At 50.2% G+C, this 14,165-nt stretch carries 12 protein-coding genes; 3 read left to right on the top strand and 9 right to left on the bottom strand.

All coding sequences use genetic code 11. The annotated features are described in order from the left end of the window. The first annotated feature begins 59 nt into the window (after positions 1 to 59). The gene (gene typA / locus C7I86_RS00970) at positions 60 to 1,853 is read left to right on the top strand and encodes a translational GTPase TypA (RefSeq protein ID WP_010871394.1); all 1,794 of its coding nucleotides are present in this window, start codon (positions 60 to 62) and stop codon (positions 1,851 to 1,853) included. Between the two features lie 252 nt (positions 1,854 to 2,105). Here the strand turns inward: typA and C7I86_RS00975 are convergent, their stop codons facing one another. The 5 genes from C7I86_RS00975 to upp all read right to left on the bottom strand — a co-directional run bounded on the left by C7I86_RS00975 (position 2,106) and on the right by upp (position 6,002). Then, entirely contained in the window at positions 2,106 to 2,309 is a 204-nt protein-coding gene (locus tag C7I86_RS00975) for a hypothetical protein (protein WP_041425760.1), read from the bottom strand. A gap of 9 nt (positions 2,310 to 2,318) precedes the next feature. Continuing rightward, on the bottom strand, positions 2,319 to 3,848 hold the full coding sequence (locus tag C7I86_RS00980; RefSeq protein WP_223211322.1) for a TAXI family TRAP transporter solute-binding subunit: 1,530 nt from the start codon (positions 3,846 to 3,848) through the stop codon (positions 2,319 to 2,321). A gap of 156 nt (positions 3,849 to 4,004) precedes the next feature. Then, a complete protein-coding gene (locus C7I86_RS00985; protein WP_010871396.1) occupies positions 4,005 to 4,883 on the bottom strand; it encodes an MBL fold metallo-hydrolase in 879 nt (292 codons plus the stop codon). A gap of 99 nt (positions 4,884 to 4,982) precedes the next feature. Further along, on the bottom strand, positions 4,983 to 5,282 hold the full coding sequence (locus C7I86_RS00990; protein ID WP_010871397.1) for a thylakoid membrane protein: 300 nt from the start codon (positions 5,280 to 5,282) through the stop codon (positions 4,983 to 4,985). A gap of 69 nt (positions 5,283 to 5,351) precedes the next feature. After that, positions 5,352 to 6,002 carry a uracil phosphoribosyltransferase gene (gene upp / locus C7I86_RS00995; RefSeq protein WP_010871398.1) on the bottom strand — a complete coding sequence of 217 codons (651 nt, stop codon included), beginning with the start codon at positions 6,000 to 6,002 and terminating at the stop codon, positions 5,352 to 5,354. 234 nt (positions 6,003 to 6,236) lie between these two features. Here upp and C7I86_RS01000 point away from each other — a divergent pair, with 234 nt between their 5' ends. Beyond that, positions 6,237 to 7,085 (top strand): prohibitin family protein, encoded by an 849-nt coding sequence (locus C7I86_RS01000; RefSeq protein WP_010871399.1) that lies wholly within the window; start codon positions 6,237 to 6,239, stop codon positions 7,083 to 7,085. Positions 7,086 to 7,189: 104 nt separating this feature from the next. After that, positions 7,190 to 8,524 (top strand): hypothetical protein, encoded by a 1,335-nt coding sequence (locus C7I86_RS01005; protein ID WP_010871400.1) that lies wholly within the window; start codon positions 7,190 to 7,192, stop codon positions 8,522 to 8,524. Here C7I86_RS01005 and C7I86_RS01010 read toward each other — a convergent pair. The 4 genes from C7I86_RS01010 to C7I86_RS01025 all read right to left on the bottom strand — a co-directional run bounded on the left by C7I86_RS01010 (position 8,487) and on the right by C7I86_RS01025 (position 14,165). Next, entirely contained in the window at positions 8,487 to 10,493 is a 2,007-nt protein-coding gene (locus tag C7I86_RS01010) for a serine/threonine phosphatase (RefSeq protein WP_010871401.1), read from the bottom strand. The two genes, C7I86_RS01005 and C7I86_RS01010, sit on opposite strands and share 38 nt — an antisense overlap. A 466-nt stretch (positions 10,494 to 10,959) precedes the next feature. Continuing rightward, positions 10,960 to 11,685 carry a hypothetical protein gene (locus C7I86_RS01015; protein WP_010871402.1) on the bottom strand — a complete coding sequence of 242 codons (726 nt, stop codon included), beginning with the start codon at positions 11,683 to 11,685 and terminating at the stop codon, positions 10,960 to 10,962. A gap of 34 nt (positions 11,686 to 11,719) precedes the next feature. Then, on the bottom strand, positions 11,720 to 13,729 hold the full coding sequence (locus C7I86_RS01020; RefSeq protein WP_014407066.1) for a ribulose bisphosphate carboxylase small subunit: 2,010 nt from the start codon (positions 13,727 to 13,729) through the stop codon (positions 11,720 to 11,722). Between the two features lie 133 nt (positions 13,730 to 13,862). After that, positions 13,863 to 14,165 carry a EutN/CcmL family microcompartment protein gene (locus C7I86_RS01025; RefSeq protein ID WP_010871404.1) on the bottom strand — a complete coding sequence of 101 codons (303 nt, stop codon included), beginning with the start codon at positions 14,163 to 14,165 and terminating at the stop codon, positions 13,863 to 13,865.

Raw genomic sequence — 14,165 nt, forward strand, 5'->3', positions numbered from 1 at the left:
GGTAGGATAGACTGAATATTACAAATTGTTAATGCGGACCTTGAAGCCGCTTGCCCGTTATGTCTCTTCCCATCCGCAATGTCGCCATCATTGCCCACGTTGATCACGGTAAAACCACCCTTGTTGATGCTTTGTTGAAGCAATCAGGCATTTTCCGGGAAGGGGAAGACGTACCGGTGTGTGTGATGGACTCCAACGATCTGGAACGGGAACGGGGCATTACTATCCTCTCGAAAAATACGGCGGTCCGCTACCAAGATACGTTAATTAATATTGTCGATACCCCTGGCCACGCTGATTTTGGTGGGGAAGTGGAACGGGTGCTGGGTATGGTGGACGGTTGTGTGTTAATCGTCGATGCCAATGAAGGCCCCATGCCCCAAACTCGGTTTGTGCTCAAAAAAGCGTTGGAAAAAGGTCTGCGCCCCCTGGTGGTGGTTAATAAGATTGATCGTCCCCGGGCCGACCCCAACACCGCCGTGGATAAGGTATTTGATCTATTTGTGGAACTGGGGGCAGACGATGACCAGTGTGATTTCACCACTCTGTTTGCTTCTGGTTTAGGGGGCTTTGCTAAAGAAAGTCTGGACGACGATTCCGAGGATATGAAGCCTTTGTTTGAGGCGATTTTGCACCATGTCCCGCCCCCGGCCGGCGATCCGAACAAACCCCTCCAGTTACAAGTGACTACCCTGGATTATTCCGATTATTTGGGACGGATTATTATTGGCCGCATCCACAACGGTACGGTTAAAGCCGGACAACAGGCCGCCTTGGTGAAAGAGGATGGTTCGATCGCCAAAGGAAAAGTTAGTAAACTCTTGGGTTTTGAAGGGTTGAATCGCATCGAACTGCCAGAAGCCAGTGCCGGCTACATTGTGGCGATCGCCGGTTTTGCCGATGCCAATATCGGTGAGACTTTGACCTGTCCCGATGAACCCCAGGCTTTGCCCCTGATCAAAGTGGACGAGCCGACTTTGCAAATGACCTTTTCGGTCAATGATTCTCCCTTTGCGGGCCAAGAAGGCAAATTTGTTACCTCCCGTCAGATTCGCGATCGCCTCAATCGGGAATTGGAAACCAACGTTGCTCTACGGGTGGAAGATGGGGAAAGTGCCGAGCAATTTTTGGTCTCTGGTCGGGGGGAATTGCACCTCGGTATTTTGATTGAAACCATGCGACGGGAAGGTTATGAATTTCAAGTGGCCCAGCCCCAAGTGATTTATCGCGAGGTCAACGGTCAACCCTGTGAACCAGTGGAATATCTGGTTTTAGATGTACCAGAAGCGGCGGTGGGAGCCTGTATTGAACGGCTGGGACAACGACGGGGAGAAATGCAAGATATGCAAACCAGCGTCAACGGCCGCACCCAATTGGAATTTGTCATTCCGGCCCGGGGTTTACTGGGTTTCCGGGGGGATTTTATCCGCATCACCCGGGGGGAAGGCATCATGAACCACAGCTTTTTGGAATACCGCCCCATGAGTGGTGATTTGGAAACCCGCTATAACGGTGTCATGGTGGCCTTCGAGGAAGGGGTGGCCACATTCTATGCCATGAAAAACGCTGAGGATCGGGGCGTATTTTTCATTACTCCCGGCACCAAGGTTTACAAGGGCATGATCATCGGTGAGCATAACCGGCCTCAAGATATTGAACTGAACGTTTGTAAAACCAAGCAGCTAACCAACCACCGTTCGGCCACCGGGGACGAATTGGTACAGCTCCAAGCGCCGGAAGATATGAACCTAGAAAGGGCTTTGGAATACATTGGACCGGATGAGTTAGTGGAAATTACGCCGGAATCCATCCGTTTACGGAAAGTAGCCCGGAAAAAGTTGGTCAAACGTTAACAGAACAATGGGGCTTTGCAAGGTTTTAAAGGGGCAGAAAGGAACACCAATCCAGGCATAGTAACTTTCTATCCCTTTGGTTCAGTTATAGCCAATTCAATTAAGAGCGTGTTTGGAAAGCCCCCCTGGCCCCCCAAGTTTGGGGGGAAAGTAAGTCAAAGTCCCCCAGCATTGCCGGAGCTTTAGTGAGGAGATTTAGGGGGCAGAATCAGACTTTATAAACAGGTTCTAAGAATAATTTAAACAGGCTAACTAAAGTGGTCTTGGTAAAAGCTTTACAGCAAACGCTGCCTTCTTAGTCTGATTTGAATTAGCCATAACTCTCTTGTTTAGGCAAAAGAATTCCGTACGAGGAACTTTGGGAAAACGGGGAATTTGATACGGGCGAATGGCGGCATTTTGTACCGCTCCGGTTTGGTCCAATTCCCAAACGTGCACTAAGAAATTGGCAGCCATGGGGAAAGGTCAAACTCTCTCCATCGTGGGCTGGGGCCGACTGATAAGAATATCCAACAACAGTTGCATTTGATAAAGATTAAGGTAGGTGGGAAAATCTAAATGTCCTTTGAGAAGCATTTCCCGATAAATTTCCTGGCATTGTTGCAGATGTTCCACCATCCAAGGGGCATTATTGCTGCGGTATTGCTGGACTTCTGTTAAACCGCCAATGATTTTGCTCAAATCCTGGTCCTGTTGGCGATTAATTTCCGTACGGCATTGTTCGATAAAAACCTCGTTCATGCCCTCAATTTGTTGATATAAATCCGGCGCTAAATTGCCTTCAATCAACATCAGGCGATAGCTTTGTTTTAAACTTTCAATTTCCCTTAACGCTTCCTGGGGATTTTCCTGGGCCGTTTCCCGCAAATCGGCGATCGCCTGACGGTGGCCCACTAGGAACTTTTCCGTTTTCCGTTTGCGCCAACCCTGGAGCAAAAAGCCAATGGTGGTAGTGCCCAACAGCATAATGGAGGCGGCCTGGAGGGGTTTGTTCTCCTGAAGATAACGTAACCAAGCAATGCGGGGGTCTCCCTCCCGATAGGTACGCATAGCGGCGGGATGAATATACAGCAAGCCCTCATAAAGATTAACCGAACCATTCTCCGTTGCCAATTTGGGGTAAAACGAAGCGAATTGCCTAGAATTAGCAAAAATTGCCCAGGTCATTAAAGCCACTTTTTCCCGATTCATATTGGGTCTGGTTAATAAGGCCCCTCCGGTGGAAATGGTCAGAATGTCTTCCGAAGGAAATGGGGGCAACGCACGGTAGGTACCCTGGGGAATATAGGCTTTGCGGTAGGATTCAGGAAATTGCAAAGTCAGGTAATTAATGAAGCTTTCGCTCAGGGGCACAAAATCAACATTTTCCACAATGGTCAATTGTTCCCGCACTTCATCGCTGGCTTTAAACGGCCCCACGTACACCATGGCATCCAAGGGACTGTTGGGCGCAACGAAATTTTGCAAGCCCATACTCAAACCTAACTGGGTATAGGGTTGAATGGTCAAATTGGTGGAATCAAATAAGCGGGTGGCGGTGAAGTTGATGCCACTAGCTGGGGGGCCAATGCTGACTTTTTTACCCTCTAGATCTCTTAGGGTATTCACATTTTGATTTTTGCGGCCAACGATGTGGGCATATTCTTCAGTCAGAATGGCCACGGCAGCTACATCCCCTGCTTTCATGGCTTCGCTGGCCACGTCGAGTTGCACCATGGCAAAATCCACTTCCCCGTCCAATAGCCGTTGTAAATTTTGTTGGGAACCCTGGGAATCCTTGTTGTCCACCACAACAAGGTCAACGGTGGCCGCTGATTCCTGGATTTGTTGGCCAATGCGAACATAGGCGCTGAGCCCATTGCCAGTGGACAGGGTCACGGTGGCGGGTTTCCTGGTAGTGCAACCGACAAACACCAAGGGAAAAAGGGCAATCACAACCACAGCCCAGGGCAGTCGATTTTGGAGTAATTTCTGTAGGGAAAGATTATTTGCCAATGGGGACAGATTAAAAAAGTTCAAAACTGGATTGGGTATAAAAGCTATTGGCCCATGGGGGAAAGGGAAAATTCGGCTATCTCCAACCAGTCCTTAAAATTTATTGGAATTTAACTGATTATTTTAAGGATGGAATCCCTTGAAGATGGGCCGACCTCACCCCACTATGGTAATGGTTGCAAGAGGATTAGCCATTGTTCCAGGAATCAAGCTGATTTCCATGCCTTCTTTGGCGATCGCCGTGGCGGGAAATTGTTGTTTAGCTCGGTCCCATATGACATCCAACATTGAATCATCATGGCCAGGATCGTGGTGGAAGAGGATTAATTGTCTTACCCTGGCAGCCTGGGCCACCTTCACCGCTTCTTGCCAGGTGGAATGGCCCCAACCGACCTTGCTCATCTGGCGATCATAATATTCTTCGTCGGTATAGGTGGCATCAATGATCAACACATCTGCATTTTGGGCTAAAGCCAATACATTGTCATCCAGGCGATCGGGAAAATGTTCTGTATCAGTGATAAAAGCCACTGTAATGCCTTGCCAAGTTACCCGATAACCCATGGCTTCCCCTGGGTGATTTAAAGGCCGGGTCTGCAACTCAATGTTACCAATCACAACATCTTCCCCCACCTCCAAATCGTAAAAGGCCACAATGCCCTGCATCGTTTGCAACGGCACAGGAAAATTGGGGTGCAACATTTGCTCATGGAGCCGTTGTTCAATGGTTGTACCATCGGGGGTCGGTACACCATAAACTCGAAAAAAGTTACCGGGCCGGAAAGCAGGGGTAAAAAATGGAAATCCTTGGATATGGTCCCAGTGACTATGGGTAAAGAAAATATCGGCCGACACGCTCTCCTGGCTTGAGAGACTATCCCCCAACATCTTGATGCCGGTGCCTGCGTCAAAAATCAGTCGTTCCCTTCCGATCGCCATTTCCACGCAGGTGGTGTTGCCCCCATAGCGCACTGTGGTTGGCCCTGGACAAGGGATACTACCCCGTACTCCCCAAAATTTGATCTTGAATGTCATTGGATTGTCACTTCCTCTGGTTCCCCAGCAATGATGGCGGTAACTTCAACTAGACCCAGGCCAAGGGAGTGGCGAGGAAAGGCCTTCAGCGGGGATTGGTTAGCGATGTTCTTCTTGTACTTCCTTGATATTGTTTAATTCATTGACGTGGCCCAACTGGTCACGGACATCGTCGATAACCAAATTAAGTTGGGCAATTTTGTCTTCCAGGCGACGGCGAGCCAACTCAATATTTTCCTCACTATCGAGATTTCCTACCCCCTCAGTGTCTAATTTTTCCCGGTCGGGGCTTTGGGTAGCAGCTCGATTGGCCAGGACAGAACCCAAAATTCCCCCCACTACGCCACCAATGACCGTACCTAATAAAAATCCTCCGGCGAAGTTATCTTTTTGAGCCATGACTTTACTCCTGTTGTTAACGTTTGGGGGTGAATTTGTAATTATTTGATCACTAGTTTAATGGTGTTATCAAGTACCAAAGCAACGATCGCCTGCATCCCCTAGGCCGGGCACAATGTAACCCCGGTCATTGAGTTGTTCGTCAATCATGGCGGTGTAGATGGTCAAATTGGGATGGGCATTACTTAATTTTTGCAGGGCAGTGGGGGCGGCCACCACGGAGACCAAACGGATTAAATTGGCATCAATGTCCCGGGCCATCAGCAAATCCAAAGCAGCCATGATGGTATTACCCGTAGCCAACATGGGATCTAGCAACAAAAGATGGGTACCGGGGGCAAACCGCTCCGGCAACTTGTTCAGATACAGACTAGGTTCCAGGGTAGTTTCATTGCGCACTAAACCCAGATGGTAAATTTTTGCCAGGGGCAACAACCCCTGGGCCCCTTCCACCAGAGCCAACCCCGCCCGCAAAATGGGCACAATGACAAAGGGCGTTTGGGGGTCAATAAGACTGGCCTTGGCGATCGCCAGGGGAGTTTTCACTTCCGTATCCACCGTCGGCAACCAATAACGAGCGGCCTCATAGGTCAACCAACGTCCCAATTCCCCCATGGCAGTTTTAAACAAAACCGGCGGCGTGTTTTCATCCCTAGCTACCCCCAACCAATGCTTAATTAGAGGATGCTCCGGCACATAAACACGTAATTGAGAAGCCATGGGAAAACTTAAAAGTTAATATCTAAAATTTAATTTTGTTAATCTTGGCCGTTGGGGAACCGAAAAATGGGCTAAAAGTTAGGACGTGGTCTCACCGTCGGTAACAATTCACCGCGGAACTCCACTGTAGCTCAGATCGGGTTACCGGAAGTTGGGGCATTGGGAAGGGAAAGGTTTTCTGCCATACTTTGGGCAGGGATTTCCCCCAAGTTCAACGACAGACAGGCAAGCATTATGAGCAAACAACCATCCTTTGACGGCTGGCAGTCCATTGTGGGGGGGCTGATCGCCGCCTTGCTAGTCCTGCTGAGTTTTAACTCCTTTGTGGTGATTAACCCTGGTCAAGCCGGTGTGTTGAGTGTGTTGGGTAAAGCCCAGGACGGAGCCCTACTAGAAGGCATTCATTTCAAACCGCCCCTGGTATCGTCGGTGGATATTTACGATGTGACGGTGCAAAAATTTGAAGTGCCGGCCCAAAGCTCCACTAAGGATTTGCAAGATTTGTCTGCCAGCTTTGCCATTAATTTCCGCCTCGATCCCACCGAGGTCGTTACCATTCGCCGCACCCAAGGCACGTTACAAAATATTGTCGCCAAGATTATTGCTCCCCAAACCCAGGAATCTTTTAAAATTGCCGCCGCGCGACGCACAGTGGAAGAAGCCATCACCAAACGGAGCGAGTTGAAGGAAGACTTTGATAACGCCCTTAATTCCCGCCTGGAGAAATACGGCATCATTGTTCTGGACACCAGTGTGGTGGATTTAGCCTTCTCCCCCGAATTTGCCAAGGCGGTGGAGGAAAAACAAATTGCTGAGCAGAGAGCCCAGCGGGCAGTGTATGTGGCCCAGGAAGCGGAACAACAGGCCCAGGCGGACATCAACCGAGCCAAGGGGAAGGCAGAAGCCCAACGGTTACTGGCGGAAACTTTAAAAGCTCAGGGGGGGGAATTAGTCCTACAAAAAGAGGCGATCGAAGCTTGGCGGGAAGGGGGGGCTCCCATGCCCAAGGTTTTGGTGATGGGGGGAGAAGGCAAGGGGTCTGCGGTTCCCTTTATGTTTAACCTAACTGACCTGGCTAACTAGCGGCAGCGGGGAAGTTATAGGTCCCAGGGCTCCTGCCTGACCTTTAGGTCCATTCTTATAATCGGATTAATCGGATAACGCCATCTTTTCCACCGAGGTTCCCCATGGCAGGTAACGAGAATATTGCCGAACCCCAGCCGGTCTATACGGGCACCATTCTTTATCCTTCCCCCAGTCCCTATGCTTTGGCCATTACTCCTCTGGTCCAGCTCAAGAAAATTTTCCAATCCCTCTACACCAGTTTATTAAAAATGATGTGGCAGGAGTTGTGGGCGGGGGAGGTGCAAAACAATGAAGCTTTCAATCTCATCCTTTTTTTGATTTTTCTGCTTCTTTGTTGGTTAACGTTTAGCTTCCGTACCGCTAGCCAATGGTTGTTTACTTTATTCTTTCTTTTCTGGTTTATTGACAACTCCATTACCCATCGAAATTTTCAGGAAGGCCATTACATTCGTCGGGTTTACCTCCGTCGCCATGGGACAGAAAATTTACATTGGCAACTGCAACTATCCCACAGTGCTCCCCTCTCGATGGAGTTTAATCCAGGACAGGTAAGGGCCATTGGGGTGCGGCGACGGGAAATTAGGGGGGGAGCCTTTCAGGACAAATTGGCGACGGTGTGGCAGGGACAACTGCTTTTATACGATGGGTCTGATTGGATTTTTGAGGAAGATCAAAACCTCGACCCGGTGCTAGAGGCGATCGCCGTGATTCAAGAACTGCTCGGGGAACCGGTGCCGGTGGCTTTTGAAGCTAGCCATGGGTTGGGAGCCTATGCCCTTAATAGGATTACACCCCAGGAGGAAGCAAAGCTGTTACAACAAGGACAAGGGGTGGGGGTGAAAAGAACAGAGCGTAAATGGCAGATTTTTTCCCGTTGGCGCTGGGGGGATTCTTGGCTATTAATTCAACAGATTTTTCGAGAGTCGGGTTTCCTCTTATTTGTGATATTGATGATGGGATTTATGGTGCAATTGGGGGCTATTTTGGATGGTTTTAGACGGGCATTTGCTGGGGAGATGGTTTACGTTGAAATACCGGATAATTTCGGTTTAATGCTGCCCTGGCAGGATTGGCGCATTGGTCTGCCCCTATTGCTGGCGATCGCCATTATGATTTACCGGGGCTGGCGTCTGAGTCGGGTTAAGCACTGTGCTGTGGATCAACATTTTGTGCGGGCCAGTTTGGACCATCAACCCCTGGGTAAACTACCTACCGAGGCGGTGGAAACAGTATTGACAGTGGGACAGGACAAACCAGAAATTTTGGTCTTAACCGCCAGCCGTAGTCTAATCATTCCCTCTTTCCAACGGCTAGAAGAAGCCCTGGTGTACACCTGTGTCCTTACCAAGGCGATCGACGCATTCACCCTAGGCAAACACCAAGCAGAAGTTACTGAAACTACCACACATCCAAAGGAATTTGGGGGCGAACCTTGAGTCGCACCAGTACACCGGTCAAATTGTCATGGCCATTGTATTCATTGGCCGCCTCCATTAATTTTCTCAGGCCCCGGTCTACGTCTTGGCTGGAGCTAACATAGGGCAGCAGTAGTTCTTGCCAGTGTTCTTCGACAAAATCATTGTCGGAAATCCCATCAGAACAGAGCAGAATCAGACAATCTTCTTCAATTTCAAAAATTGCTACGTCCGGTTGGAGATAACTACTGCTATGGGGTCCCAAGGCCTGGGTCAACTGATAGGCATCGGGGCGAGCATAGGCCAATGTCGGATCCAGCCCGTTAAGAATGGCCTGTTGGCCCACCTCATGGTCCACCGTCAACTGCTCTAAACCATTTTTGCGGGTGACTCGGTAAATACGACTGTCCCCCACGTGGGCGATCGCCATGGTGGTGTCTTTAACTAGCATCATCACCAGCGTAGTACCCATGCGGCCACTGCCGGAACTAGCATTACTTTGATTAACTTCGTAAATTTTTTGGTTAGCTAGATTAATCCCTTCAGTGATGGTATTTTTGTCCGGCAACCTATTGGCCATGACAATTTGGAAATACTCCAGCAGGGTCTTGACCCCCATCTGACTGGCCACCTCCCCTGCCGCATGGCCCCCCATACCGTCACAGACCACATAAACCCCCTGGGCCTTGATGGTCTTGCCATGGTTATTACGATGGGTTTCCACACTTGTGGTGATACCGAAAAAATCTTCATTATGCTGTCGGTGCCCACCCCGGTCAGTGTAGCCCGCATCCACCAGGCTAATTAACTGCATAGGTAATACCGCTGTGGGGACATCGTCCACCTCTTCCGAGTCAAACACATTGACATCAGGCATGGTAACAGGATTAATGCTGGGAGCAACTTCCTCGCTTTTGAAAGCACTTTCTCCACTTTCTATCGCCGCAAAAACATCATCAGGAATTTGCTCAAAATCCACTTCATGGATAATGAAATTTTCCCCTTCCTCCTCCACCGTAATCACTAAATCTTCGATGTCCGCAAACAAATCATCTACATCTTGATACTCGCCCTGGGCCGCTCTTTGCAGTATGGCCAACAAGTCCTCCCCTGCCGAGGGTACCGGACTAAAATAACCATGTAACAGAGAGCCAAATTCCTCTAGGGAAACTGGCGTTCCGCCATTGGCATAAATTTGTTCTAGGGCGATGTTTTGGTCTTCATCAACTAGCAGATTTTGCCCCATCAACAGCCCTTTACCGCAGCCAGCCGAGGAAAGTTGCTGCCAGAGTTGGAAAAGTTGATTGATCCAAAAAACCATTTCCAATCCCGGCAGAGAGTCCCCTTCGTCCCGCAGCACATCTGCTAACACATCCCATTCGGAACGGTCCTCCATCAAGACAAAACCATAATCTCCGTCACACCAGGCATCGTAGACTTCGGGGATTTTGGGCATCAACACCGGAAAGCGAAAGTAGGGAATGATCGCCTTGGGTAAATTCAAGCTTGACCAAGTGTCATTGGCCATAATTTCCCCATCGGACATTTGGGGTAACCTGGTTAACAAGTCTCCCTGCTGGGACAACAACACTTTTAGTACAGAAGGCTGTAAAGGTTGGCAGTCCACCACCCTGCTTTTGAGCACGATTTGTTCCCCTTCCCCCACTTCATCCACCACAAATGGGTTTTCTTCCACGGGAGTGAGGAGTTGGTAGCGTTGACCCACATCAATGAAGTTTTCATAAAGCCTGATCCCTTGGGGATCAAAACTCTGTTCCGGTTTCCCATCCGGGCCCACCGCCACTGGCACCGTGACCAACACTGTTAATATCTGACCGGCGATCGCCCCGCAATGGGGACAATGGGCTTCTCCGTACTGCACCATTTCTCCGCACTGATTACAGGGATGCTCCTTCAGGGACGCCCCACACTTTTGGCAATCAGTGTTGCGATTAGGATTTTCGGCGGAGCACTGGAGACAGATCAGCATAATTTAGGCGAGACGCAATGGATTGAGATAACTGGGACAAACAACCACCAGTTTTTCCGGAAAAGACCCCACTTTGCCGCTAAAACAACAATTAAGCTGAGTTGGGGGAAAAACCGTGACTATGGGCGAGGAGGAGGAATTTTTAGGGAGACGCTAATTTTCCAACACCATCCCCTTCATGGTAAATACCTTAGCTTAAAAATTAGACACTACCTCAACTAACTCTACTTTTGTGGGTATTACCTCACTTTTAAAGGTTTAACCAGTTTTTTCTCCCCCCGCTGTTGGTGATACGGCTGGTTGAAATACAATCAAGAGAGTAGCGCTTTCTACAAAGCTTATATTGAAGGCACTTGAGACGTTTACATTGCACTATTTTTAGTCGAATTAGTCATATCGTTGCCCCAATGCCTTATCCAGGATAAGTACACCACTGTGCCCGTCTGATGCTCTAGTGACAATCCATTTAAGAACTAAAATATCGTCGTTCCGGAAATAGGGTTAAGAGTAACTGATTAATGTAAACCTGACCCACTACGGGAGGCTTTTCTTGTACTTCTTCTGAAACTAATGGCGCAGTGGTGACCACCGTCGGAGCAGTTGGCGTCGATTCCCCAGGGGATCGATTTGAGGAAATCTGTTCTGCGGCCTCGGCGGTTGATGGCCTTGATTGCCTGGCAATGGATTCTTTTGCTTGATCTGACGGGGAATCTGTCCCCTTTGCAGGGGGCTCGTTGTCCCAGGGGGAAGGAATAGGGGCAATGGGGTTTGCGGTTGAAGGGGATTTTTTTTCAGTAACGCTGTCAGTTGTTGGAGAACTAGCCCCTACCGTCTGGACATCGGCAACCCGATTCATTAATAAGGAGCCGGGAGGAATTAGGACCTGGGCATCAATATCCTGCTGAAAAACGGTACTCCGGGAACCGAGACAAGCTGTTGCCCCAATGGTCACTGGCCCGATTACTAGACAGCCAGGGGCGATCGCCGTCTGCTCCTGAATTTTCACGTCACCGGCATGGGCGCTAATCACACTGCCTAAACCAATGCAGACTCCGGCTTCAATGGTAATTTGACAATCCGGAGCCGCTTCTAAAATAACCCCCGGAGCAATGACCGCTGTTTCGTGAATGATCACGTTACCACTCACAAAATATTCAGAAAGACTAACACTGTGAACGGGCGGTAACTGCATGGCAAAATCCGGGGGGCTGGTCAACTAGTAATTACTAGGGACGCTGAATAATGGTTTCCAACACCCGCCGTTTAGCCGTGGGATCTATGCCTAGTAAGCGGACATATTCGCCGTTATGGTCTGCCAAACAACCTTCTAGGGCCCGCAACACTTCCGACTCGTGGGTACTGGTGATAGGGGCACAACTCTGCCAGGATTTGGCTTTAAAGCGACGTTTATCCGTGTGTTCGGTGCCAATTTTGTAACCCTGGGCCAGGAGGGAACGCACCTGGGTAACCACGCTGTTATCTAGGCGCACGGCAGAATTACTGTAACCACCACCATTGCCACTGCCAAAGCCATTGCTGGAGGCACTACTGGATGTACTAGCACTAGACGAAGACGGCGATCGCCCAGCAACAACGTTGTCCCCTGGACGTTGAATAATCTGTTCTAACACCCGTCGCTTACCAACCCGGTCAATACCAATAATCCGCACATACTCCCCGGCATGATCTGCTAGGCAAGCTTCCAATTTGGCTAAAACTTCAGCTTCCCGGCCACCATCAATGGTGGGACAAGTATCCCAGGATTTGGCCTTAAAGCGACGTTTATCTGTGTGTTCGGTACCAATGCTATGGCCGTTGGCGAGTAATCCCCGCACCGTTGCTATCACTTCTGGGGTTAAACCACCAGCACTAGAGCCCCCGGCGGAGCTCACAGGGGCAGACTTATAGCCAACGGAACTGCTGGAACTAGAAGGTTTACCATTGCCATTACCATTGGGACGGTGTACAACAATTTCTGCCACCCGCCGCTTACCGGCTGGATCAATACCGATAATGCGCACATACTCATTGGTGTGGTCGGCCAGGAAACGATTTAATTCCTGCAAAGCTTCCCCTTCCCGATGACTACCAATGGTGCCTCCAGTTAACCAAGAGCCGGTTTTGAAGCGACGGGCACTGGCATATTCCAAGCCGATTTTATAACCCTGATGCAACAGGGCCCGCAACTGGTTAGCACTATCCCCAGCTAAGTTACCTGTTTGGTGGGCCACCGCACTCCGGCCGCTACCGCCACTGCTTAGGGCTTTGGTGGTGGTGGTACCCCGACTAGGAGAACCGGGAACATCACCGGGGCGTTGAATAATCACTTCCACTACCCGGCGTTTAGCCCCCTGGTCAATGCCAATGAGGCGGACATATTCCCCCGCAAACTCCTGGAGCCAACCTTCCACCGTGGCAATAACCTGGTCGGGACGGAAACCATCGGCGGTGCCACAGCTCTGCCAAGATTTGGTTTTGAAACGTCGTTCGTTGGCGTGTTCCGCCCCGATACCATAGCCCTGGGCCAGGAGGGAGCGGATCTGGTTGGTAATGTCAGAATTAATACTCATGTTGTCTATGGAATTTATATAGGGGGTTTCAGTAACGGGGGTAACGGCGGGGAGGGACTCCGGCAACACACACACGGTTGGATCAGTTCCCTGGGTTGGAGAAGCACTTTGTCCGTGCATGGCCGCAATCTGCTGGACAAAATGGCGATCGCCAGCTTGCACATCCGGTAAACTATCCGCCTGGTGTTGCTGGGTAATCATGGCACCGGAGGGCACCAATTTGTTGGGGGGAATTTCCACATCCTGAACTAGGGAATGCATCATCACCACCGCCCCATCCCCCACCCGTGCATTGAGCACAGTGGAACGGAAACCAATGAAGCAATTAGCGCCGAGGTAAACTGGGCCGTGGACCAAAGCCAAATGGGCCACACAGGTGCCCGGCCCAATCCAAACAGAATATTCCTGGTCATCATCCCCCAGCACCCGACCAGTTTCTAAGCCATGGATCACCACTCCATGTTGGATCAGCACATTACCGCCAATCCAAAAGGGCGTGCCCTCGTCCGCTCGAATGGAGCTCCCAGGGGCAACACTGACCCCGGGCTGAATGCGCACATCCCCCACCACATTGGCAAACGAATGCACGTAGGCCGTCGGGTCAATCTGGGGGTCTGCTAAATGTTTGGACCAAGGCCTGGAAGCCAAGGCGGTGCGAGATCCCATGCAATAGTTCCTCCTAGATACAGCCAACAACCAGCCCAGGGACTTTGCCAGCACTGCATCGGGTTCAAATATGTCCCAAGCAAAATCCTAGTTCCTCCACTGGATAGGAAGGATAGGAAAAAAGGGGGGAGCGTTATCTCCCATCATCCCTCTTGTTGTAGAGGGAGCCACTAGCCACATTAACTGTGTCGATGATGCCCACCACCATGGCATCCAAAGGGCGATCGCCATTGCCCCGTTCCTTACGGGCGGCACTACCCCGGGCCACCAGCACCCATTCATTTAAGCCTGCACCTACCACATCCCCCGCCACTTCATAGCGTTCCAGGGGTTGACCTTTGGTGTCGAGGAACTGAACTAAAAGCAGCTTGACGCCGGTTAAGTTCGGTGTCTTCGATGTACTGACCACGGTCCCCAAAACTTTGGCAAGTTGCAT

Source organism: Synechocystis sp. IPPAS B-1465, from assembly GCF_003015225.1.
Lineage (GTDB): Bacteria > Cyanobacteriota > Cyanobacteriia > Cyanobacteriales > Microcystaceae > Synechocystis.